This window comes from Arsenophonus nasoniae (assembly GCF_004768525.1).
Taxonomy (GTDB): Bacteria; Pseudomonadota; Gammaproteobacteria; order Enterobacterales; family Enterobacteriaceae; genus Arsenophonus; species Arsenophonus nasoniae.
This window is the reverse complement of sequence record NZ_CP038613.1, coordinates 2543821-2564372: the sequence shown is the minus strand read 5'-3', so window position 1 is coordinate 2564372 and position 20552 is coordinate 2543821. Positions and strand designations below refer to the sequence as shown.

The 20552-nt window shown below is 35.2% G+C and carries 30 protein-coding genes, 1 tRNA gene and 1 pseudogene; 8 read left to right on the top strand and 24 right to left on the bottom strand.

Features of this window, described 5'->3' with window-relative positions; all coding sequences use genetic code 11:
• The first annotated feature begins 438 nt into the window (after positions 1–438).
• The 6 genes from ArsFIN_RS12850 to potD all read left to right on the top strand — a co-directional run bounded on the left by ArsFIN_RS12850 (position 439) and on the right by potD (position 7343).
• Positions 439–1518 carry a hypothetical protein gene (locus ArsFIN_RS12850; protein WP_026823472.1) on the top strand — a complete coding sequence of 360 codons (1080 nt, stop codon included), beginning with the start codon at positions 439–441 and terminating at the stop codon, positions 1516–1518.
• 66 nt (positions 1519–1584) lie between these two features.
• Positions 1585–2853 carry an MFS transporter gene (locus ArsFIN_RS12845; RefSeq protein ID WP_246067220.1) on the top strand — a complete coding sequence of 423 codons (1269 nt, stop codon included), beginning with the start codon at positions 1585–1587 and terminating at the stop codon, positions 2851–2853.
• A gap of 442 nt (positions 2854–3295) precedes the next feature.
• Complete coding sequence (gene potA, locus ArsFIN_RS12840) at positions 3296–4405, top strand: spermidine/putrescine ABC transporter ATP-binding protein PotA (protein ID WP_026823473.1); 1110 nt, start codon at positions 3296–3298, stop codon at positions 4403–4405.
• Positions 4395–5255, top strand: a complete 861-nt coding sequence (gene potB, locus ArsFIN_RS12835; RefSeq protein WP_026823474.1) for a spermidine/putrescine ABC transporter permease PotB — start codon at positions 4395–4397, stop codon at positions 5253–5255. Before potA ends, potB begins: the two co-directional genes overlap by 11 nt.
• Entirely contained in the window at positions 5252–6037 is a 786-nt protein-coding gene (gene potC / locus ArsFIN_RS12830) for a spermidine/putrescine ABC transporter permease PotC (RefSeq protein ID WP_026823475.1), read from the top strand. Before potB ends, potC begins: the two co-directional genes overlap by 4 nt.
• Before the next feature lie 259 nt (positions 6038–6296).
• Positions 6297–7343, top strand: a complete 1047-nt coding sequence (gene potD / locus ArsFIN_RS12825) for a spermidine/putrescine ABC transporter substrate-binding protein PotD (RefSeq protein ID WP_026823476.1) — start codon at positions 6297–6299, stop codon at positions 7341–7343.
• A 151-nt stretch (positions 7344–7494) separates the two neighbouring features.
• Here the strand turns inward: potD and ArsFIN_RS12820 are convergent, their stop codons facing one another.
• The 18 genes and pseudogenes from ArsFIN_RS12820 to ArsFIN_RS27530 all read right to left on the bottom strand — a co-directional run bounded on the left by ArsFIN_RS12820 (position 7495) and on the right by ArsFIN_RS27530 (position 17074).
• Positions 7495–7698, bottom strand: a complete 204-nt coding sequence (locus ArsFIN_RS12820; protein ID WP_051297097.1) for a hypothetical protein — start codon at positions 7696–7698, stop codon at positions 7495–7497.
• Positions 7682–10846, bottom strand: a complete 3165-nt coding sequence (locus ArsFIN_RS12815) for a thioester reductase domain-containing protein (protein WP_051297098.1) — start codon at positions 10844–10846, stop codon at positions 7682–7684. Before ArsFIN_RS12815 ends, ArsFIN_RS12820 begins: the two co-directional genes overlap by 17 nt.
• Positions 10847–11143: 297 nt before the next feature.
• A complete protein-coding gene (locus tag ArsFIN_RS12810; protein ID WP_026823477.1) occupies positions 11144–11341 on the bottom strand; it encodes a helix-turn-helix transcriptional regulator in 198 nt (65 codons plus the stop codon).
• 27 nt (positions 11342–11368) lie between these two features.
• Entirely contained in the window at positions 11369–11914 is a 546-nt protein-coding gene (locus tag ArsFIN_RS12805) for a phage N-6-adenine-methyltransferase (RefSeq protein WP_026823478.1), read from the bottom strand.
• Positions 11915–11921: 7 nt separating this feature from the next.
• On the bottom strand, positions 11922–12173 hold the full coding sequence (locus ArsFIN_RS12800) for a hypothetical protein (protein WP_026823479.1): 252 nt from the start codon (positions 12171–12173) through the stop codon (positions 11922–11924).
• Positions 12174–12176: 3 nt separating this feature from the next.
• Positions 12177–12428 carry a hypothetical protein gene (locus ArsFIN_RS12795; RefSeq protein ID WP_026823480.1) on the bottom strand — a complete coding sequence of 84 codons (252 nt, stop codon included), beginning with the start codon at positions 12426–12428 and terminating at the stop codon, positions 12177–12179.
• A 172-nt stretch (positions 12429–12600) separates the two neighbouring features.
• The gene (locus tag ArsFIN_RS26430) at positions 12601–12765 is read right to left on the bottom strand and encodes a hypothetical protein (RefSeq protein ID WP_155847001.1); all 165 of its coding nucleotides are present in this window, start codon (positions 12763–12765) and stop codon (positions 12601–12603) included.
• A 130-nt stretch (positions 12766–12895) separates the two neighbouring features.
• Positions 12896–13069: a hypothetical protein gene (locus tag ArsFIN_RS26425; RefSeq protein ID WP_155847002.1), complete on the bottom strand. Its 174-nt coding sequence runs from the start codon at positions 13067–13069 to the stop codon at positions 12896–12898.
• Positions 13070–13235: 166 nt separating this feature from the next.
• A complete protein-coding gene (locus tag ArsFIN_RS12790) occupies positions 13236–13550 on the bottom strand; it encodes an antA/AntB antirepressor family protein (RefSeq protein ID WP_135677795.1) in 315 nt (104 codons plus the stop codon).
• An 84-nt stretch (positions 13551–13634) separates the two neighbouring features.
• Positions 13635–13880, bottom strand: a complete 246-nt coding sequence (locus tag ArsFIN_RS12785; protein WP_034249964.1) for a hypothetical protein — start codon at positions 13878–13880, stop codon at positions 13635–13637.
• A 22-nt stretch (positions 13881–13902) separates the two neighbouring features.
• Positions 13903–14079: a hypothetical protein gene (locus ArsFIN_RS26420; protein ID WP_167876650.1), complete on the bottom strand. Its 177-nt coding sequence runs from the start codon at positions 14077–14079 to the stop codon at positions 13903–13905.
• 17 nt (positions 14080–14096) lie between these two features.
• Positions 14097–14534, bottom strand: a complete 438-nt coding sequence (locus ArsFIN_RS12780) for a single-stranded DNA-binding protein (RefSeq protein ID WP_026824021.1) — start codon at positions 14532–14534, stop codon at positions 14097–14099.
• Positions 14486–15142, bottom strand: coding sequence for a lambda exonuclease family protein (locus tag ArsFIN_RS12775; protein WP_051297183.1), 657 nt, complete (start codon positions 15140–15142; stop codon positions 14486–14488). Before ArsFIN_RS12775 ends, ArsFIN_RS12780 begins: the two co-directional genes overlap by 49 nt.
• A 193-nt stretch (positions 15143–15335) precedes the next feature.
• A pseudogene (locus ArsFIN_RS27535) lies at positions 15336–15746 on the bottom strand (Sak single strand annealing protein); the annotation flags it as partial.
• Positions 15743–15991 (bottom strand): hypothetical protein, encoded by a 249-nt coding sequence (locus ArsFIN_RS12765; RefSeq protein WP_026824022.1) that lies wholly within the window; start codon positions 15989–15991, stop codon positions 15743–15745. The pseudogene ArsFIN_RS27535 and the gene ArsFIN_RS12765, both read right to left, overlap by 4 nt.
• Positions 15988–16149, bottom strand: a complete 162-nt coding sequence (locus ArsFIN_RS26415; RefSeq protein WP_155847026.1) for a hypothetical protein — start codon at positions 16147–16149, stop codon at positions 15988–15990. Before ArsFIN_RS26415 ends, ArsFIN_RS12765 begins: the two co-directional genes overlap by 4 nt.
• Positions 16139–16276: a hypothetical protein gene (locus tag ArsFIN_RS26410; protein WP_155847027.1), complete on the bottom strand. Its 138-nt coding sequence runs from the start codon at positions 16274–16276 to the stop codon at positions 16139–16141. Before ArsFIN_RS26410 ends, ArsFIN_RS26415 begins: the two co-directional genes overlap by 11 nt.
• 9 nt (positions 16277–16285) lie before the next feature.
• Positions 16286–17074 carry an antA/AntB antirepressor family protein gene (locus ArsFIN_RS27530; RefSeq protein WP_246067218.1) on the bottom strand — a complete coding sequence of 263 codons (789 nt, stop codon included), beginning with the start codon at positions 17072–17074 and terminating at the stop codon, positions 16286–16288.
• Between the two features lie 85 nt (positions 17075–17159).
• Between ArsFIN_RS27530 and ArsFIN_RS12750 the strand changes: the two genes are divergently transcribed.
• Together ArsFIN_RS12750 and ArsFIN_RS12745 are read left to right on the top strand one after the other, a co-directional pair.
• Positions 17160–17606: a CCDC90 family protein gene (locus tag ArsFIN_RS12750; RefSeq protein ID WP_135677794.1), complete on the top strand. Its 447-nt coding sequence runs from the start codon at positions 17160–17162 to the stop codon at positions 17604–17606.
• Between the two features lie 22 nt (positions 17607–17628).
• A tRNA-OTHER gene (locus ArsFIN_RS12745) sits at positions 17629–17701 on the top strand.
• Here ArsFIN_RS12745 and ArsFIN_RS12740 read toward each other — a convergent pair.
• From ArsFIN_RS12740 to ArsFIN_RS12715, 6 genes are all read right to left on the bottom strand, one after another.
• Positions 17680–17940, bottom strand: coding sequence for a hypothetical protein (locus ArsFIN_RS12740; protein ID WP_135677793.1), 261 nt, complete (start codon positions 17938–17940; stop codon positions 17680–17682). The genes ArsFIN_RS12745 and ArsFIN_RS12740 overlap by 22 nt on opposite strands.
• 38 nt (positions 17941–17978) lie before the next feature.
• Positions 17979–18248 (bottom strand): hypothetical protein, encoded by a 270-nt coding sequence (locus ArsFIN_RS12735; RefSeq protein WP_135677792.1) that lies wholly within the window; start codon positions 18246–18248, stop codon positions 17979–17981.
• A 276-nt stretch (positions 18249–18524) separates the two neighbouring features.
• Positions 18525–19274 (bottom strand): PP2C family protein-serine/threonine phosphatase, encoded by a 750-nt coding sequence (locus ArsFIN_RS12730; RefSeq protein ID WP_135677500.1) that lies wholly within the window; start codon positions 19272–19274, stop codon positions 18525–18527.
• Positions 19271–19753 carry a protein kinase domain-containing protein gene (locus tag ArsFIN_RS12725; protein WP_135677791.1) on the bottom strand — a complete coding sequence of 161 codons (483 nt, stop codon included), beginning with the start codon at positions 19751–19753 and terminating at the stop codon, positions 19271–19273. Before ArsFIN_RS12725 ends, ArsFIN_RS12730 begins: the two co-directional genes overlap by 4 nt.
• Before the next feature lie 6 nt (positions 19754–19759).
• Positions 19760–20038, bottom strand: a complete 279-nt coding sequence (locus ArsFIN_RS12720) for a protein kinase family protein (protein WP_135677790.1) — start codon at positions 20036–20038, stop codon at positions 19760–19762.
• A 70-nt stretch (positions 20039–20108) separates the two neighbouring features.
• Positions 20109–20453 (bottom strand): transcriptional antitermination N peptide, encoded by a 345-nt coding sequence (locus ArsFIN_RS12715; RefSeq protein WP_135677789.1) that lies wholly within the window; start codon positions 20451–20453, stop codon positions 20109–20111.
• Positions 20454–20552 lie beyond the last annotated feature (99 nt).

The following is a 20552-nucleotide window of genomic DNA, read 5'->3' as shown; positions in this document are numbered from 1 at the left end:
AATAATGCTTAATTAGGCTAGTTTTAATAGTGAAAGATATATTTTAAACGTCCGGCAACTGCATTTGTTTGTTGTAAAAAAAGTAATAATCTAATTTAATATTAATAATTTTTAGTTCTGCTACTTGTTTAATATATAATTATTTCAGTGCTTGAAATTTAAATACAGTTTATTTTGCCAGTAAACACTCTTTATTGATAGTTAAAGGTTTTATTAGCAAAATATAAAGGAGAAGCGTTGATGATAGGACTGGTGAAAGTTTCCAGTCATATTAGGTGGTTTACATTCCTAAGTTGGACATTAATTTATTTTATTTCGGCTGTTATTTCTAAGGAAGTACAAGTACCGTATGATGAATCGCTAGTTGTGGTGTGGTTTCCTGCTGGCGTAAGTATTATGGCATTTTTATTATCACCAATACGTGCCTAGCCGGCTTTTTTGTTTTTATTTAGTTTGGTCAATTGGTATCTGGAACCGGAACCATTTGATGTTGCCTCTTCTATGATGAGTATGGTTAGTGCGGTTAGTTTACTTATTTCTCCGTTATTAATTGCCTCTATTGTAAGATATTTAGCGCAATATCAATCGCCATTAAATACCATTATAACTTGGATTATAATTTCAGCCGTAATATGTGCTATTGATAATTGGTTGAGTGTGCTGTTGTTGGACTCTCTTGATGAGAAGATTATTTTAGATGATTTTCTTACCAGTTGGCTGGCTGATATGTCAGGTATCTATTTTGCTGTCGCGATGTTATTAGGTTTAGTGCAACCACAGTCATTAAAGCAGCTTAACAGTATAAAAAAAATATTATTAACATTATGTTGGTTAATGATGTTGGCAATCAGTAGCTGGTTAATTTTTTCTGATCAGATAACTGGACTGAAAAGTTATATTAACTATCATTATGGCTCAGCATTAAATATTATATTGGCTTGCATACCCATTATTTTCATTATTCTTTTGATCCTATTTCTACAAGATTTTGGTCGAGGAATTGGATTATTAGTGTTGGGAACCATTGTTATTTTCTATAGCGAACAGGGCTATGGACCTTTCTTTTTACCTGGCTTATTAAGAGAAGAACCTCTATTACTTGCTCAAACTTACCTGTCCGTTATTGCCATTTTTATGTTGCTACTTTCACTGCTTGCAGCATCTCAAGTAGAAAGAACGAGTAAACGTGCATCAAAATCCCTTATTCGTTACCAATTATTTATTCAAGAAGACAAAATAAAATTTGATCCGCAAATTAAATTAATCACATCGTTACCGGTGAAAAGTGATATTCACCATATATTACAAGCGATTGAAATTTCTGCCCATGAAATGTTAAAAGAGCACTGGTCATTAGTAAGCTCCCATCATGGTATGCCGGTCAACTTTCAATTAAAGGGGTTAGATGGTGAATGGCTTAACGTGCGTGATCGAATATTAATCACTATTGCTGATAAAATTAATCCAATGCTATTAGGTGAATGGGAAATTCTTTCAAAATCAAAGGTAGATTTATAACGGATTGTTTATGTTGCAAATTGCTTGTTTACTTTTAGGTAAAAAATTTATGCACCAGCAGGCGATTTGGTTGCTAATTGGTGGGCTTTATTGGGCTTAGTGATATTGTGTGATGAATTAGGACAAACACGTTATATTCCGGTGGTCTGGATAAGCATATTCACATTAATTGAGAGTTTAATTACTCTGAGTGTCGCCAATACTGGCATCGGTAGCCAAAAATTTATCCTTTTTCTTAAAGGAGGATTATTTTTTCTGGTATCAGTTTCTCTTTTAATTGATGATAATTATAGTCATTTAATCTTATCAATAGTGTTAGGCTTTAATTATTTATTACTTGCTATATTTAGTATCGTGTCCGCATTAGTGGTTCGTCATCGCCTATGGAAACGTACTATTTGGCTAGGTGGATTTTATTTATTCTTTGCTATGATAATCTTATTTCCTTACCCCCTTAGTTACCAATCGACATTTCCAATCGTTTTGGCTGCGTTATTGATACATAGTGGAATCTCTGCCATCCGTTTTTCCAGTAAATTACGGGTTATTCGACATGGACAAACGATATTTACTTTAATGGCTGATAGCGCATTATCACAAAGAGAATTTGAGCAGCAAGAAATTAAAATAGATGTTGTCATGCCACTAACTGAAGAGCAGCAAACGAGTAACAATTTGTCTCACACTTCACCGCTTACTGTGCATATTTGGACGCCAGAAGGCTCGGCTGATTTACCGCCCAGACCGCGCCCAGTAATTAATCGTTACATTGCAGCTGTTGACCGTAATGGTATTATTTCTACCGGGCATGCTGCATTGGAAATCAGAAATCAGATTTATATTAGCTTATATCCAATCGATGATATCGATCGTTCTCCTTCTGAATTTTTAAATAAATTAAAAGCTACCGCAGAAAATAATGTTGCAGGTGAATTTCAGCCTGACTATGACTCTGAAGTTTCACAGTGGTGTCGATCTGATTTTCAGATCCATTTTTATCATTATAACGCGGTTACTTTGGCAATTTTTTGGCAAAAATATCGGCAAATAGCGCTTTATAATCTAACTTATCGCAATTGCTCAAGTAGTGTGGCATATGCGCTAGAAGCTGCGTTAGAGGGGGTACTGGCTGATAAAAGCAATAATTTTTTAACGCTGGTAAAATTATTGCTGGCGCCGGAATTATGGGTTGCATCGCAAATTCGCCAGCGAGCGATATCCATGGCCTGGACGCCGGGATTAGTTATGGACTATTCTCGCGCCTTGAATGCGCTAGTACATCCTACCCCCCATTGCTGGTACCAGCGATTTTTGCGTATTTTTCATTCTAGTTAAATAAAAAAGCCAGTCGAATAAATAATCACGAGCAAATTTGTTAAATTTAACTTATTGTTTTAATTGCTTAATAGTATAAATTGAGTTTTTATAAATTATTCTTATTAGCTATAATTTATGCAAATTTTTAATAAAAATAGCAAGTTCACTTTATCATATTTTGCGTTAATCAATGGCAAGCAATAGATAGAAATATTAGATTTATTTTCGACTGCTAACTATTTAGACTTAAGTTTAATTTAATATATTAAGATTAATGTTGTCATTTTTATGATGATATTGCTTTTAATTTTCTGTTGCTACGTTTATCATTCTCTCTTTATTCAATCTATTGGCGCAACTGGTTTTGGCTATTGCTGGGAGTCTTCCTGATTAGCTAATACAGTCTTTTTCCTGTTGCGGTTCTATCTGCATTACTATAAGGGATAGAGTGATACTTTAAATGACTGAGACAACCTCTCTTACACCACTGATCGAATTAAAATCCTTAACTAAAGGTTTCGATGGCAAAAATATTATTTCACAGTTTAATCTTACGATTAATGATGGTCAATTTCTTACCATATTAGGTCCGTCAGGATGTGGTAAAACGACTATTTTGCGGTTAATTGCTGGATTAGAGCATGTTGATAATGGGCATATTTTTCTTGAAGGTCAGGATATTACCGATATTCCGGCTGAACAGCGTCATGTAAACACTGTTTTTCAAAGTTATGCTTTATTCCCCCATATGTCGGTATTTGATAATGTTGCATTTGGTTTACGTATGCAGAAAAAATCTTTTCAAGAGATCAAACCGAGAGTAGAAGAAGTGCTACGTATGGTGCAGTTAGAAGACTTTGCCCAGCGATATCCCCATCAGTTATCGGGTGGACAGCAGCAAAGAGTGGCAATTGCACGTGCAGTTATCAATAAACCTAAAGTTCTTTTATTAGACGAGTCCTTATCGGCGCTAGATTATAACTTACGTAAAAAGATGCAAAGTGAATTAAAAGCCTTGCAACGTCAGTTAGGGATCACTTTTATTTATGTCACCCACGATCAAGAAGAAGCGCTCGCCATGTCTGATCGTATCTTAGTTATGCGAGATGGGCATATTGAACAAGATGCGTCGCCCCGTGAAATATATGAAGAGCCAAAGAATTTATTTGTCGCCCGGTTTATCGGCGAAATTAATATTTTTGATGCGATAGCATTACACCGTATTGATGCGCAGCGTATTCGAGCTAATGTTGAAGGCTATGAGTGTGATATTTACACCAAGCTTGCTGTATCGGAAGGTCAGCCATTAAAAGTTTTATTGCGACCAGAGGATTTACGCGTTAAAGAGATCGATGATGAACAGCAGCCTGCTGGACTTATTGGACATGTCCGTGAACGCAACTATAAGGGTATGATGCTTGATACCGAAGTCGAAATGAACAACGGTAAGCGGGTGATGGTCAGTGAATTTTTCAATGAAGATGATCCGGATGTAGACCACTCGTTAGCACAAAAAATTGCTGTGACATGGGTAGAAAGTTGGGAGGTCGTACTTCTCGATGAAGAATAATCGTAAATTTTTTCAAAATGTTATCGTTATCGGATTGGTTTCCTGGTTGCTTTTGTTTGCCTTCTTACCCAATTTGATGATCATTATTACTAGTTTTTTGACCCGTGATGATGCAAATCTAGTCGATATGGTTTTTACCCTCGATAATTATACCCGGCTATTCGATCCCTTATATGTAGAGGTGATGTTTCACTCACTAAATATGGCAATTATTGCTACTTTGTGTTGTTTATTGATTGGCTATCCATTTGCATTTCTTCTGACGCGATTACCACCCAAATTGCAGCCATTAATGTTATTTTTATTGATTGTGCCATTTTGGACTAATTCACTTATTCGTATTTATGGGTTAAAGATTTTTTTGAGTACCCGTGGCTATTTGAATGATTTTTTGCTGTGGATTGGGTTGATAGATAAACCTATTCGCATCATGTATACGCAAGAAGCCGTCATTATGGGATTAGTTTATATTTTGTTGCCATTTATGGTGATGCCACTTTATTCCAGTATTGAAAAATTGGATAAATCTTGTCTTGAGGCTGCACGGGATCTTGGTGCTAACAAATTTCAAACTTTTTTACGTATTATAGTGCCACTAACTATGCCAGGTATAATAGCGGGATGCTTATTAGTGCTATTACCAGCAATGGGATTGTTTTATGTAGCGGATTTAATGGGTGGGGCAAAAAATTTATTAATCGGTAACGTTATCAAGAGCCAATTTCTTAATTTGCGCGATTGGCCTTTTGGCGCAGCGACCAGTATAGTATTAACTATTGCTATGGGCCTACTACTCTATGTTTATTATCGTGCTGCAAATTTGCTGAATAAAAAGGTGGATTTGGTATGATTGGACGTTTTTTACGGAGTGGATTTCTCACCATCATTTATGCCTATTTATATATTCCAATTATTATTTTGATTGTCAATTCATTTAATGCCTCACGCTTTGGTAATGTGTGGCAAGGGTTGACCATCGAATGGTATGACATGTTGTGGAATAATGATAGTTTGTTACAGGCGGCAGGTCATTCATTAACGATAGCGATGATTTCAGCTAGTTGTACTACTTTGATTGGTTCATTAGCAGCGGTGGCTTTATTTCGTTACCAATTCAGAGGGAAATCATTTGTTAGTGGTATGTTATTTGTTGTCATGATGTCTCCTGATATTGTGATGGCAATCTCATTACTATTAGTCTTTATGTTATTAGGAATTTCTTTAGGTTTTTGGTCTTTACTCTTCTCTCATATTACCTTTTGTTTACCGTTTGTCGTTATTACGGTTTATGCGCGATTGAAGGATTTTGATGTGAAAATGTTAGAAGCTGCGCGAGACTTAGGTGCGAGTGAATTAACTATTTTACGGCAAATTATTTTACCATTAGCCTTGCCTGCTGTCATTTCAGGTTGGTTATTAAGTTTTACTCTTTCAATGGATGATGTGGTTGTGTCTTCTTTTGTTACTGGACCGGCTTATGAAATATTGCCTCTGAAAATTTATTCAATGGTAAAAATAGGGATCTCACCAGAAGTTAATGCGCTAGCGACGGTTTTATTATTATTTTCATTAATACTTGTGCTGTTGAGTCAATGGATGTTAAAAATAAAATCGATAAAAAATATAAATTAAACTAGTGTCAGAATTAAATGTGATGGATCCCAAGTATTGGCATATTACCAGGATGTTAATTAGTGTATTTCGGTTAGCGACGATTATTTGTTTTTTATTTTATTAAAAAACTCGAAATAGTTTTTTCTAGTAAAATTCGTCACTAAATGGCATTTATAAGCTTTACCCCATTACAGGTGCCCATATAATAACTTTTTTACCTAGACAAAAAAGTCTATGGGTTTTCACTCACTATATGTTTTTATGAAGGAAACACTCTATGAAAAAGTGCTCCTTATGGCTTGCAGCAGGGATTATAGCCGCGAGTATTGGCTCCGCGATAGCAGCTGATGATAATAAGGTAGTCTATTTTTATAATTGGTCAGAATATGTTCCTCCTGGGCTACTTAATCAGTTTACTAAAGAAACGGGTATCAAGGTCATTTATTCGACTTATGAATCTAATGAAAGTATGTACACCAAACTCAAAACTTATACTGAAGGTGCTTATGATTTAGTGGTACCTTCAACCTATTTTGTGGCGAAAATGAGTAAGGAAGGCATGCTACAAAAAATTGATAAAAGTAAATTGAATCAATTTAAAAACCTGGATCCAAATTTATTACATAAATCCTTTGATCCTAAAAATGATTATTCAATACCTTATATTTGGGGAGCGACAGGTATTGGTATCAATAGTGAGGTTATTGATCCTAAAACCATTACCTCTTGGGCAGATTTATGGAGACCTGAATATAAAAATGGGCTGTTATTAACTGATGATGCACGGGAAGTGTTTCAAATGGCGCTACTTAAGCTAGGTTACTCAGGCAATACAACCGATCCGATGTTAATCAAAACAGCCTATGAAGAGTTAAAAAAATTAATGCCAAATGTCATGGCGTTTAACTCTGATAATCCGGCTAATCCTTTTATACAAGGTGAAGTCGATGTGGGTATGCTATGGAATGGTTCTGCCTATGTCGTGCGCCAATCAGGAGCTCCGATACAATTTATTTGGCCAAAAGAAGGGGGGATTTTTTGGATGGATAGTTTAGCGATCCCTGCCAATGCGAAAAATGTTGAAGGTGCGCTTAAGTTAATTAATTTTTTGCTGCGACCTGATATTGCGGCTCAAGTAGCGCAACAAATTGGTTATCCAACGCCTAATTTAGCCGCCAAGCAATTATTACCAGCAGAACTTGTGGCAGATAAAACCCTCTATCCTGATGAAGAAACCTTAAAAAGAGGAGAATGGCAGAATGATGTGGGCAATGCTAATATTTTATATGAAAGTTATTTTCAACGATTAAAAGCGGGTCGTTAAATTTCATTAGGCTATTTTATCTTCAACTAAATTATTACAATAAAGCACCATCATAATATATGGTGCTATATTATTTACTGCTAGCTATTAAATCAGAAATCATAATTAAGAATCATATTTAATAAATTTGTTAAAAATTAATTAAGTTATTCTAAATTAATAAATTTAGCGCTTTAAAGTCAGCGATATATTTATTAATTAAAGATGGTGTAATCGCTGGTATTGTATCTTCAACAGCAGAAGAGAACTTATTAGGCAGAAGCCAAAAATTGCTGGTTAATTTTTGCGGCTGCTTTAATTGGCTAATAACAGGTAACATAGAATACTGTTTTAAATTATTAGGTAATTTTTCCATGGGGCCAATTTAAATTGTTGATACCATTCTTCATAATCATCGATTTTTTTATATTAATACCTGAATTAATTAACCAATCAATAATCGTGTCAAGAGAAACTTTATCATTTTGTGGATTAACCATATTGAAAGTAAGTCGCTGATTGTGATTATTTTTTGATAATTTGATTATTGATGAAACGACAAAATCAACCGCTAATCCATTATAATGAGGGGATAGATTACTATTTGATTGATAAAAAGATTTTGGCGCAATTTTAGTATTAATGATACTTAATAATAATCGAGTAAATACATCAGTAATATTAAACTCAGTATCATATAGGCGATGCGCCAGTATCATACTAGGGCGAAAAATGGTAACAGGTAATTTAAAACGGTTATATGCCTCATAGAGCAAAATTTCACTCGCCCATTTACTAATAGCATAGCCATTCGCGTATTGGTTATTAATTTCTTGATAAGGTATTGCTTCACATATATTAGCATCTTCGTTTAATGGTTTAGTATTATCAGAAGGTATCGCAACGATAATGCTGGAAATGAAAATGAAAGGTTTTAAGTGATTGACGAGCGCTAATTTAATTAATTCGGCTGTGCCTAGCACATTTGTTTCGAAAAGGTGTTGATAGGGAAGTATATGATTAACTAAAGCGCCAGCATGAAAAATATGATCAATATTCTGCGATAAATAATGCCATGTTTTTTCATCAAGTCCTAATTTTGGCTTAGTTAAGTCGCCCGCATATACCGTTAGATGTTTATCGGCAAGCTGCTTAAATTTAAGCGCTAGCTGGTCGTTGTGTGGACTAAAAGTATTCATTAAACGTTGTTTGGCACTTTCATTATCTTTTTCGCGTATCACACATATTAATTTACCATCAGTTTTATTTAATTCTTCCAGTAGCGCTAAACAAAGAAATTTTCCTAGATAGCCATTCGCTCCAGTCAATAGTACGTTATGAAAGCTCGATAAGGATCGTGAAGAATTTTTTATTTGTTGAAAAATTTCGGGATCGATAAATTTATCTAAAGCTAATTGACTGGCATAAATTTTCTTTTTATCTATACCATGTATGGTAGCAAAAGTTGGGCATGAATTTATTATATGTTGATTTGATTTTATATAATCAGCAATATCATCCAGTGTACAAGTTGGATTGGCAATCATATCGACTGGGATCATAACCCCCCAAATTTTTTCTAATTCTAATGAAAATTGTAATGTAGATAAAGAATCGCCGCCAAATTGGCAAAAAGTTGCTGCTGAATTAATAACCATACCAGGAGAGCCGACTAGATATTGAGTTAATTTTATTACTGTTTCTAATATATTTTCTTTATTGATCTGTTGTGAAAATTTTGAGAAGTCATAATTGCAGATTTCTTGATATAATTTATTCAAATCATCAATATAATGAGCTTCAATTTTTTGCTTTAATGGTTTTCCTAGTTCCGATAATAAGCCATTTTTCTGACTGAACGGTTCTGTATCGATTAAGAAATCACGTGGCACTTCATAGGGTTTTAAACCGGAGTCCTTAGCAATTTTTTCGAGTGATTGGTGAATTAATCGTTTGATTTCGCGCTGTTGTTTATTATAGCGATATAATAATTCTGGTATAGGAATAATAACAGCTAATAAATAAGACCACTCACTATTGCCATAAATAAAAATATCCTTTATCAAAGGGCTATCTTTCAATAAAGTTTCAAGCATTGTTGTAGTGATAAACTCACCTTGAGAAAGTTTAATTACATTTTTTTTTCTTTCTATAACGACTAAATGATCTTTTGCTGTCTCTTTGACGATATCTCCAGTCATATAATAGCCTTGTTCATCAAAAAGTTGGCTATATAATTCAGGATGTTTGTAATAACCTGGAATAATGGTGGCTGTTTTAAGTAATAATTCACCTCGTGGATAAGGTTTATCGGTTGAATAATAACCTAGTACAGGAACATCAATAAGTTTATAATCCTCAACCGGTGGTTTTAATATCTTATTATTAATACAAATAGCCAATGTTTCGGTGCTACCGTACATATTTAGTAATTTCACTTCAAACAGCGATTCAATAAAATCAGTTAACTTGTTAGTTAATGGTGCAGAACTATAAAATATTTGTGTAACTCTACCGCCAAAAATATTGATACGTATCTCTTTTTTAAGCTTGCTATCAAGCAGTGGATCATGGATAGTTTTTTTTCTCCCTTCTAATTCACTTTGATATAGTTGTAATATCATTTCAGCTACCCTGGGTATTAATAAAAGCTCAGTTGGCTTTACTAAGGTAATATCTTCAAATAGCGTGGATAAGTTACTTTTAGCGACCAGATAACAAGTAACACCTTTAGCTAACTGATTGTAAAGTTGTTGGCTTGCTAAACCATGACATATCGGTAGATATAGGACAGTCCTATTTTCTTTATTAGTATTATTGGCAAATAGGCTAGCGTCCCACATATTTGATACAAATTTTTCTGTATAAATAGCGCCTTTGGGCGCACCAGTACTACCTGAGGTATAAATTATCATCGATATCGAAGATGTATCATCACTATTCTCAGGATAAGGTACTTTCGGTAACTGGCTACCTAAACGGATAATATTGGGTAATTCTTCGATTTTGATAATTAATTGATTTTGTAATTGTTCTAGTTTTTCTGCATTGTCATGGGAAGGGTCATAATCGAAAACAATGATTCGTTTTATTGAGTTATTATTTTTGGCTAATTCTACTGCTATAGGTAAGTATTCTATGCTGGCTGCGATTATTCGTGGTTCTATTTCTTGTAAAATAAGGGTTAATTCTTTAATTGATAAATTAGTTTGTAGTGGAACTATAATTGCATTAATTTGTACACAGGCGAGATTAATAGCAATATAGTCACTATGAATAAAGGATAGGATAGCCACTTTATCACTGGCTTTTAGTGGGTATTGGTCGTGCTGATACCATTCATTAGCAATACTTTCAGCTCTACTCCATAATTGTTGATAAGTGATTGTTTGATATTTTGCTGTTAATTGGCAAACAATGCGCTTGGATTTAGCGTCTTTTATACAACGCTTCACACGCTCGCCAATAGCAGGGCGATCATGATACTTTTTTATGATATTTTCAATGACATATACTAAACGCATAACACCTCCTTGTTATTTTTAGTACGAAATAAAAGTATATTAATTATACAAGTAGGCTTAACGTATGTTCAGTGATATTAAGTGAGTTGCAAATCATCGGGATGATATATTTACGCAAAGTAGGGTAGGAATGGTAATTAATAATAAGAAATATATGAGATAGCAACGATAACTTTTTGTTGATTAAAACAAATGGTTATCAATTTATTAATGGCGTCCCCTGCAAACATCATATTGATAATTTAATTAATTGATTTTTATTAATAAATATTAATGGATAAAATTTTACCCAATATTTTACCCATTTCCATCCGACATCAATTTTCTTTTAAATTCAAGATGATCAGCGTATAACCAGCGTGCTCTTCCATGAATAAGTTTTGCTTTAGGTAACAGCCCATCTTTAATTCTGTCATAAATAAATGTTTTACCGAATCCGGTATCTTGCATGATAAACTTAATGTCTACCCACGAGTCAGGTTGTAATCTATTCATTTTATTCCTCTCAATTACACGCAAATCTCACGCAATTTTAAATTGTGTACCTGTTCTGTTTCCGATCTTTATTAACTCTTCTTTATCGACAGTTGTTATTACCCCTCTTGGATTAATAAATGGCCGCCAGATAAGAAGCATTGAACCTTTAGTATTTCCGTTAACCGGTTTACCCGTATCTGCATTAATAAAAGAAATCCGCCCACCCGTGATCAGTCTTACTTCGTCTACTGTTTGCATAGCTACCTTGAACCAACCGACTGATGTGTCGGCTGGCACTAGCATGACGATTGATTTAACTCGCTCTTTGCATTCCTTTGCTGCCTTATAGATCCAAGGTAAGATATTGGAGTAGGGTGGGTTACAATAGATTGATCCAATGCTACTCCATTCAATTTCCAAAGCGTTATCTTCTTCACTTATAAAACGACAACACAGAGCGTTATTTATATCTGCCGCAGCATCCAGACAAAAGTTAAATTCATTATCAAGAGCTTTAAATATAAGGTAGGGAGTTTGCCAGCGATCGCGTATTTCTTTTGGTGTATTACTACCACCAAAGTCTGTTTTCATATGTTATTTACACCTCTACTAGCGTTTCTTTCCAGTCTTTATCGCCAATATCGACTTTAGCGACATAATGGTAAAAATGGTCTTTTTCTTTAGTTATCCAGATACCTTCCGTGCTATATATGATAGGTTTATGAAAGTAGCCATAAACGAAACCTTCATCATCTGCGGCTAAAAAATTAACGCCAGCATCAACTGTTAATTCAATACCAAAATAATCAACCTGCTTTATTTCTTTTTCACATATTTCAATTAATTTCATTTTTTATTTTCCTTGCATATACCAAGTTCTACGGTTTTCATTAACATGCCTTTCAGTTAATACATTAACTCTTAATCCGCTGTGGGCAGTTAATACTCCTCCTCCACCGTTGACTTTATATTTGCAAATTAAACCTTTGGGTGTTAATTTACGTTCAAGTAATTTAATTATCTTTAAATCCTCATCGTGATAACGAATGATCATTCCTGGTTTTAATAATCCAATAGTTGTGCAATTACTTTTATATCGACACATAGTATTACTCTCTAATTTAATTAATAAGAGTGCAGGTGATTTTTATAATTATTATTTTTGATTAAGGCGGGTTTAATATTTCCAGGTTAATGCTTTATTCTACATTTTCTTTATCCTTTTTATTATTTTCTAAAACAGAGATAATAAATATATTTGTCATTTAGTGATTCTTTCATTTCACATTAAACCCCTGTTCAGTTAGTAGTTGTTTAACATCAGCTAATGCTTCGTTATATCCAATTGCAATATTAGTAATAGCACGATGAGTGGATGTATAGTTTGCAGGAGGAAATTCAACTTCGATATTTTCTCTTGATGCTTGCCAAGCAGTCCACATCCTATTTGCGTACCTATTATGGTATCTCCCACTCGTAGGGCATCTAGTTAAAGTAGATTTAAGGTACCCTTGAGACTTTACCGCCCACTCTTCAAATTCTTCCCGCATTTTTTCGTTAGTCATTTTTTGTTCAATAATCTAAATTGCTATAAATAGCGTCATCAATAATTACACTTTTCTCTGATGAGCTTAATTCATCCCAATCTTTTTGAGTGAAACCTAAACATATTTCCATATGCTCTCGGTAAGCATTTAGTTTTATACACAAGATTACGTTATATTTCTTAGCAGTCATTGTTTTCATTTCAAAACCTCAAAGCTGATTGCCCATATAACTGATGATTATTACATATATGTAAATAATTACAGTATTTTGTTTAATTTATGTTATAATTAAGACTTAAAACTACAATATAATTTCCCTGGTGTTGGCTCGCCTTGCGCCGGTCTTTTTTATTTAGCATGATGCATTAACAAGAACAGATAATTTGTTGCAAGTACTTCCTTGTTAGGTTACCTTTTTCGTTACCCTCAACCATTGATAGTTCTTTCGCCATATCGAGGGAAATGTGGTAGTCAATTATAGTAGCGTTGTTGGCTTCCATTTTTTTGTGGAGGCAAATAAAGTCTTTATTTTCAACTAATCTAAAGTCTGAAATTCCCTTCTTCATCCATGTGTTAAAATCTTGCTTACTTCCCAAAAAGTAGTGTAAATCATGTGCATTAACCATCGTGATTAATTCACCATTGATGTTTTTTGTTTCGATATTGATAAAACTTTGCATAAGGTGATCCCTCAAAGTTAATTGATGAATGGGTATTAATTAAGTGGAATAGATTAGGGTGGGTAATGACTTCTTGTTTTGTAACTATTTCTTCAATGTGTCGAGGAATACCCCAAAATAAACCATAAGAGCTGGCACTAGCATGATGCCAATAACCAGTAGCTCTTGTCCGCCTAATTGAATATTGCCTAATTCGCCACGTTTAAACCTGATTTGTGGGTCAATGACGGTATCGGCGTGCGCAATGTGACCAACTATCAGTTCGAAAGCAAATGCTGCACTGATAAACAATAATGTCGTGATTAATAGTTTGATGATGTTAAGTTTCATGGTTGAACCTTTTAAAATTGGCTTATTTCTTAACGCAAATCGCTTTGGCGTTGATATCCTTGAACGTTTCAAACTCACGCTCAAACTGCTTAGCGGCGAATTGGCACATATTTTCAGTGTCAAATTCTTGAGTATGAACACTTGCAAAGTTACTTGATGCGTAAGGGCTGGCGTACATGGCCAAGATTAAAATCCACATGCTGGTTTCTCCTGTGTCTAAAAGGGGATGTCATCATCAAAATCAGGCTCAATAACAGGGTTATTGTTTGGCTGGCTTGTCGTTGGCATATTGAGTTTACCCTGGCTTTCCTGCGGTTTTCTCTCTTTCCTATTTCCCAATATTTCAACGTCATTGACCAGAAATTCCGGTGATATCCTTTGCTGACCGGATTTGTCTGTCCATTTATTTTCCTGATAGGCAGCAGTAATACGAACAAAAGTACCTTTTTGTGCATAATTATTGATATATTCCGCTATTTGCTTAAATGCCTTGCAGTTTATCCATGTTGTGTCATCAATCCATTGACCGCTGTTGTCTTTTCTTGATTTGCTGATAGCGATTGAGAATGCCGTGATGGGAATTTTATCTTGGGTATAGCGGATTTCTAATTTGCCGATGCGTCCGGTAAAGTTACACTGGTTCTGGTTTGCCATGGGGTCTCCACATATTGATTAATTTTGTTGATTTCTGATTTCAGCTTTTCGATAAATACTTGAACGGCTTGTTCAATTTCGTTAACTAAATCATCATCCTTGATAATTCGGATTTTATAGTAGGCAAGGTTAGGGGGAAGTCTGTCATCATAGCTGACAAAATCGCACCAATTTCTGCCTGTACACATCATTTGCCCATGCATTTGTAACAGGTATTCATATTTGGGTTTCCCTGTGAGAATGGTTTCAATGTGGGTAGTGGTGTTAGGGCATTTTATTTCGATAAGTCCATCATCATTAACCAAGCCATCAGGACTTGCCCCAAATAGCGCAATAGACGGGTGGGGAATAAAGCCCACTTCGGTGACCGTGACATCAAACTCATTGAGGCAATATCGCGCTCTGGCTTGTGGTTCAAGGGCAATGCCTCGTTCAATGGCCTGATTAGTTTTTATGTCTTCCCTTTGTCCGGTAAGTGTTTCACAGACTAACTGCATGAGGTAGTTTCGTTGCGTTGTTCCCCTGCCTTTGGATAACACCTTGTGTAAATTGCTGGCGGTGACTTTCCCAAGTCTTGCCTGAAACCACTCGTCCGTTTTCTGCTTCATGATTAACCTCGTTTTTAATTAAATCTTTATTTTCTTCGCCAATAATTCCTTTCTCTTCTGGTGTTAACTGTTCCCAATGGGATTTCATTGATTCAATGCCACCTTTTGCTGCGGTTTTTAAATCACGAATTAACTGCTCATAACGGGCTTTTTGTTGTGCTTGTTCTTGCTGTATCACAACTTTTTCCTGTTCGGGCAAATCTTCACCTGCATAGATATAAAACCCTAATCCAAACATCGAAATCGCTTTAGTCAGACAGCGCATCAGTGCTTTGTTGATATCAAAGGCGTTAGGGCTAGAAATGGCCTGATTTCTTTTATCCATCACCGGTAGCCACATTTTGCGGGGAAATTCGTTATCGCCTTGTTTAACCGTGAGTGTTAATGAGACCATGGCACTGCCATCATTGTTGTAGCTAACGGCATCAATGACATAGTAGGATTCTGGGTAGTGCGCCATCAATACGCCCCACGCCCAAGCCCATGAGAGATAAGAGAGGCCGAGTTTCTTTTCAACTTTATCGTTAACGTTAATCGCCGACAGCGTTTCCCAAACCTGTTGTTGAAAACTTTTTTCATTTTCGGTATGTTGTGTTTCGCTCATAGATATTTCCTCTTAGGCGCTCGAAGTGCTTTGTACTGATGGATGTTCTCATTTTTGAAATGGTCAAACAGTGCCTTCCAGATATCGTCAAAATCCTCGTGATTAAGTTTTCGCATCACTGAGGAAGGTAGGCAGTCATAAATAGGCTGGACTAGTTCGCTGATTTCATCGTCCAGCCTGTCTTCCCAATAAGCAATTTCTTGCTGTTGTTCGTACCAGTAATCTTGCATGGCGTAAGGATTCATTTGACCTCCTTGAGCTGGAATAGCATCCTGTTTTTTCTGGCTTTAATCTCTTCGAGTAATAACTCGATTTCATTTTGTGAAAAGGATGAATCCAGTAGCAGGATGGTAATTTTTTCTTTAAGATGGCGTTTCTTCACTGTTTCTGATTTAAGTGGCATGATGATTTTTCCCATAAGCCTTTAGTTGCAATGATAAAGCGATGAGCCATATATCTTGTCGATGGGTATCAATCGCTAACTTTGCAGCCTGTCTTGCCAGTGCTAGCAAGATATTGTCTTTGTTCATCGTTACTCCTTATGCCACCTGACTATATTTGTCGTGAGTGAATTCACCATTCCAGTCTTTCTTCATCGGTAGCTTACTTTTGAGGTATTGGTTATATAGCCATGAAGCTCCCTTTTTTAGTAGCACGATTTTGTAACACTGACGTTGCCCATAATCGTTTGTCATGATGAAGGGGGATTCGGTTAGATACGTATCTCTCGCATAGGAATGCACACGCCAGACATGAGCCTTGCTGATATCCTTTTCTGCATCGTAGAGAAAATGCCGCGATTCTAGAAATAAATTGACTTGGTTAATATTTACGCCATTAAGCTGCTTGCAAAACTGAACGGGTGTCATACCAACTTGGAATAGATTTTTTAAGCAATCAATTTCTGTTTTTTGCTCTTTGTTAACTAATGACAAATGTTGAACTTTCTCTGCCATTTCAGCAGCAAGCCGTAGTGCATCAGGAAGTGTTTGTGGAATAACATGTGTAGCCGTTTTTGCCTGTCTTTCACATTCAATAAAATACTGCCTTGCCTGTTTACCTTTTTCGTTGCGCTCAACCATGGATAGTTCTTTCGCCATGTCGAGGGAAATGTGGTATTCCTTTGCTGGACGGCCGCCATTTGGGGTTTTTCCTAAAATTACGATAAAGTCCTGACTCTCAATAAAACCGTATTGTTGAATGCGATCTTTTATCCAGTCTGCAAACTTCTGTTTACTTTCTAAAAACGTATGTAAATCACGGGCATTGACAGTCTGGATTAATTCACCGTTGATGTTTTTTGTTTCTATATTGATTAAATTTTGCATAAGGGTATCCCTCAAGGTTAATTGATGAAAGATTTTGCAGATTGAACCCTAAACCCGTTATACTTAACAAAAAGGAGGATTCCCTATGGGTCAGGTTGCATTTGATACTCAAGAATTTGTTGAAACATTAGAGAATGCAGGTTTGCCAAAAGAGCAGGCAAAAGCTATTTCTATTGCTGTACGTAAGTCACATGAGGTTGCTGATGTAGCAACCAAGCAAGATATTGCAGAAGTAAATCGCAATATTGCTGATGTCCGCAAAGACATGGATTTACGTTTTGAAAAAAGCGAAGCTCAAATTGCTGATGTCCGTAAGGACTTATCTGCTGAAATCGCTGATGTCCGTAAAGATATGTCTGCTCGTTTTGAGAAGAACGAAGCCCAGATACAAGCACGTTTTGAAAAAACTGACGCTCAGATAGCCTTGATTCGTAAGGATGTTGAACATATTGCTACTGGACTACTTTTAAAACTTGGTGGTGTAATTGTTGTGACTATTAGTGCTGCAACGGCAATACTGAAATTCTTCTAATTCTTGCGCTATAATTATCATTGTGGTGTTAGCTTAATGGTATAGCAGAGGGATTAAAACCTCGGTTGCAGGTTTAAGCCCTGCACAGCCCGCCAATTTCACGGTATATCTTCATCAGCCTACGATTCTCTTTCTCAAGACGATCATTTTCATTTGTTAAGCACCTGATAATTTCTTTGAAAGTGCGTATTTCTCTGTCATCATCATCACGAATATCAATACTGCTTAAGTATATTGAATCGCTCAAATCACGACTGCCATTAGTTACGCCAACCAGATTACCCATATTAGGGTGTTTTGCTGTTAAAATGCGTGGATTGTCCAGTCTCATCATTTGTACTCCTTTGTTTATTCTAATTATTTATTGCTGTGTTAGTACCCAATTCCAATGGCACCCCTACAATCTGGTGGGTTACTGGTTAAATCGCGATTTTGTTTTTCACGAATACTCATATTTGCACATTGACCAAGAATTAACTTATTATTTTCTAAGGCTACAAATGCGTCTCTAATCTTGTGGCTTAGAGTATTAATATCAACTTCGTTTAATGATAAATCGCGTTTGTAATTAATTTCTAACAGATTAGCTAAAACTTCACGTGCTTTGTCTTGTGATTTCTCACTTAATTCTTCAAATTTCACAATTCCTCCTAAATATTAATAAGTTTAAGGATGCATGCCGAGTGCCTCTCGGTGTCCGATTACAGTCATCACGGACGGGTAAACGCAATCAAACTATATTTAGCTATATAAATAGATAATTTATAGTGTGTTGACTGTCCCACGAGCGCAGAGCCGCATTCACACATCCTTAAATTGATTATGGGTTAAAAATAATGCAAGTTTATTAATTACCCTGATTTAATTTTAACCTTACTATAAATAGGGAGGTTATTTTGTGTAATATACGATAAGTGATTAAGCGAGCTGTGATTTGGGCAGGAAAGTTACTGCAATTAGAGAATAATCATCAATACTAGTATTTTTATTTATTCTTCTTTGTAAGCTGGAAGCAAAGCGTATAGGGTTTTTTAGTGTTTCGATAGAGAATCTGGGGCGCTTTTCCCAAAAATGATGGGCACCATCTGACATGATGTACAAATTCAAAAGCCCATTATTTTCAATAAGTTCAGAAACTGGATAGCATAGCTTCTGGTATTGAAGCTCAACAATTCTTGATATAGCCGTTGTGAGTTTATTTTTTCCTTTAATATTTTTTAACTCTTTTTTTGTATATATTTTTTCATCTAATAGACTTTGATGTACGGTATGGTCTTTAGATAATTGGATTAGTTTATTTTTATTTTTTACATAAATTCTTGTATCACCAATATGACCTATATGGACATTATCGTTGTTAACATAACAAAAAGTTAGGGTTGTTGCAGAATGATATAAATCAGGATTTTCATCTGATATTTTTAATATCTCATCTTTGATAGTGCTGAATATAGAATCTATATCTATATCATGATCTAAAACCATTTTTGATAGGTTATTAATAGCTATTTGAGAAGCTAATTTAGCACCTTTATATGAACCGACACCATCAGCTATCGCAAAGATATAACCATTCCCTATTTTTAAAGGAGGTAAAATAGAATCCTGATTTTCCTTGAAATCGTCTTTACCATAAGAAAAGAGACCACAATTTAACAGCTCGATCATTGATTCCTCCTTTCAATTACGTTGTTTAAAGCAGCTAACATTTCTGAAACAGATTGGTACCTATCTTTACATCTTAGATTAGTACTCTTACGTATAATGTCATCAACACCGTCAATCGCTGAAATATCCATTTCTTCCATTATAACGCCAAGTGCGTAGATATCTGACTGTATACTATATTCTCCCTTCTTCGCTTCAGGTGACATATACTCTACAGTTCCTAACGCAATCTGAATCTTTGTTAATATCTCTGATTCAGATTCGTTATTTGAGTTTTTTATTAGGCCGAAATCTGATACTTTATAAACATCATTGTTAAATTTTAGAATATTAGCGGGTTTTAGATCTCTGTGAAGATAACCTTTCTGATGAACATAATTGACTCCCTTTAAGATCATTTTTGTTATTTCCATTTTTTTATTTATATCTAATATATTTTCAGAGAGTTCTTTTCTGAGGTCTGTTTGCGAAAGTTCCATGATAAATCAAGGATTTTTGATTTCCATGTGATGCATGCATATATAGACAACATTAGAATGTTTACAATTAGCTTGATAAAAAACTTCTCGTTTAAATCTTCTTCTCAATTCATCATGAGTAAATATTGAGCCAACATATTCTTTTTGAACGGATAACGTTTTTCTAGCATATTGCCCAGCTAATTTTCCATTCAAATTAAATAATTTTATTAATTCAACTTTCCCAAAAGTACCATTCCCAATTTCTTCAACTGGTTCTATTAAATAGTTCCCTTTTCTTTCCATACTTTTAGCCTTTTTTAAGTATGGACATAATTTACTATTAAATTAATGAGTAACCTATTAATTAATTGCTTCAAAATTTTGCTGTAGCTTCCCTAGACATCAGAAAAGGGCGGCGTAGTTTTGGTTTGACTGAATACAAAGCTACTTTTGGCAGACAACAATTATCAAAAGAATCATAAACTTTAGTAGGACGAATTGATATTGCTTTTTCTACACGATTAATCACTTTTCTTTTTAGTGAAAGGACAGGGCGTTTAGTGTTTGTTGGTGTTTGTTGCTGAGAGGGTTTGCTTCGATTTAAGGCTGCTTTCAGTGCCATATTAAGCGCTTTGTTATAGTTATAGGCTGCTTGCCTGGCTCTTCTACGCTCATGTCTTCTACTACGAGCATTATCATAACCATGAAAGTTACACATATTACCTCCTGACAATAAGTTTTGGTGGTGTGTGCCGGAGGTATCCGGATTAGATTTACAGTCATATTGGTAGTACCCTGGTGTTGGTTTTTAACTTAG

Coding starts and splice junctions, on each gene's coding strand:
- ArsFIN_RS27530 (WP_246067218.1), bottom strand. CDS start 17,074: ATGCAAAATTTAATCAATATAGAAACAAAAAACATCAACGGTGAATTA.
- ArsFIN_RS26410 (WP_155847027.1), bottom strand. CDS start 16,276: ATGAACAAAGACAATATCTTGCTAGCACTGGCAAGACAGGCTGCAAAG.
- potA (WP_026823473.1), top strand. CDS start 3,296: ATGACTGAGACAACCTCTCTTACACCACTGATCGAATTAAAATCCTTA.
- ArsFIN_RS26415 (WP_155847026.1), bottom strand. CDS start 16,149: ATGCCACTTAAATCAGAAACAGTGAAGAAACGCCATCTTAAAGAAAAA.
- ArsFIN_RS12730 (WP_135677500.1), bottom strand. CDS start 19,274: ATGATCGAGCTGTTAAATTGTGGTCTCTTTTCTTATGGTAAAGACGAT.
- ArsFIN_RS12720 (WP_135677790.1), bottom strand. CDS start 20,038: ATGGAAAGAAAAGGGAACTATTTAATAGAACCAGTTGAAGAAATTGGG.
- ArsFIN_RS12810 (WP_026823477.1), bottom strand. CDS start 11,341: ATGAATAGATTACAACCTGACTCGTGGGTAGACATTAAGTTTATCATG.
- ArsFIN_RS12750 (WP_135677794.1), top strand. CDS start 17,160: ATGGGTCAGGTTGCATTTGATACTCAAGAATTTGTTGAAACATTAGAG.
- ArsFIN_RS12785 (WP_034249964.1), bottom strand. CDS start 13,880: ATGAAACTTAACATCATCAAACTATTAATCACGACATTATTGTTTATC.
- potD (WP_026823476.1), top strand. CDS start 6,297: ATGAAAAAGTGCTCCTTATGGCTTGCAGCAGGGATTATAGCCGCGAGT.
- ArsFIN_RS12800 (WP_026823479.1), bottom strand. CDS start 12,173: ATGAAATTAATTGAAATATGTGAAAAAGAAATAAAGCAGGTTGATTAT.
- ArsFIN_RS12780 (WP_026824021.1), bottom strand. CDS start 14,534: ATGGCAAACCAGAACCAGTGTAACTTTACCGGACGCATCGGCAAATTA.
- ArsFIN_RS12725 (WP_135677791.1), bottom strand. CDS start 19,753: ATGGAACTTTCGCAAACAGACCTCAGAAAAGAACTCTCTGAAAATATA.
- ArsFIN_RS12820 (WP_051297097.1), bottom strand. CDS start 7,698: ATGGAAAAATTACCTAATAATTTAAAACAGTATTCTATGTTACCTGTT.
- ArsFIN_RS12815 (WP_051297098.1), bottom strand. CDS start 10,846: ATGCGTTTAGTATATGTCATTGAAAATATCATAAAAAAGTATCATGAT.
- ArsFIN_RS26430 (WP_155847001.1), bottom strand. CDS start 12,765: ATGTGGACTGCTTGGCAAGCATCAAGAGAAAATATCGAAGTTGAATTT.
- potC (WP_026823475.1), top strand. CDS start 5,252: ATGATTGGACGTTTTTTACGGAGTGGATTTCTCACCATCATTTATGCC.
- ArsFIN_RS12715 (WP_135677789.1), bottom strand. CDS start 20,453: ATGTGTAACTTTCATGGTTATGATAATGCTCGTAGTAGAAGACATGAG.
- ArsFIN_RS26425 (WP_155847002.1), bottom strand. CDS start 13,069: ATGAAAACAATGACTGCTAAGAAATATAACGTAATCTTGTGTATAAAA.
- ArsFIN_RS12775 (WP_051297183.1), bottom strand. CDS start 15,142: ATGAAGCAGAAAACGGACGAGTGGTTTCAGGCAAGACTTGGGAAAGTC.
- potB (WP_026823474.1), top strand. CDS start 4,395: ATGAAGAATAATCGTAAATTTTTTCAAAATGTTATCGTTATCGGATTG.
- ArsFIN_RS12790 (WP_135677795.1), bottom strand. CDS start 13,550: ATGCAAAGTTTTATCAATATCGAAACAAAAAACATCAATGGTGAATTA.
- ArsFIN_RS12805 (WP_026823478.1), bottom strand. CDS start 11,914: ATGAAAACAGACTTTGGTGGTAGTAATACACCAAAAGAAATACGCGAT.
- ArsFIN_RS26420 (WP_167876650.1), bottom strand. CDS start 14,079: ATGTGGATTTTAATCTTGGCCATGTACGCCAGCCCTTACGCATCAAGT.
- ArsFIN_RS12795 (WP_026823480.1), bottom strand. CDS start 12,428: ATGTGTCGATATAAAAGTAATTGCACAACTATTGGATTATTAAAACCA.
- ArsFIN_RS12740 (WP_135677793.1), bottom strand. CDS start 17,940: ATGATGAGACTGGACAATCCACGCATTTTAACAGCAAAACACCCTAAT.
- ArsFIN_RS12765 (WP_026824022.1), bottom strand. CDS start 15,991: ATGAATCCTTACGCCATGCAAGATTACTGGTACGAACAACAGCAAGAA.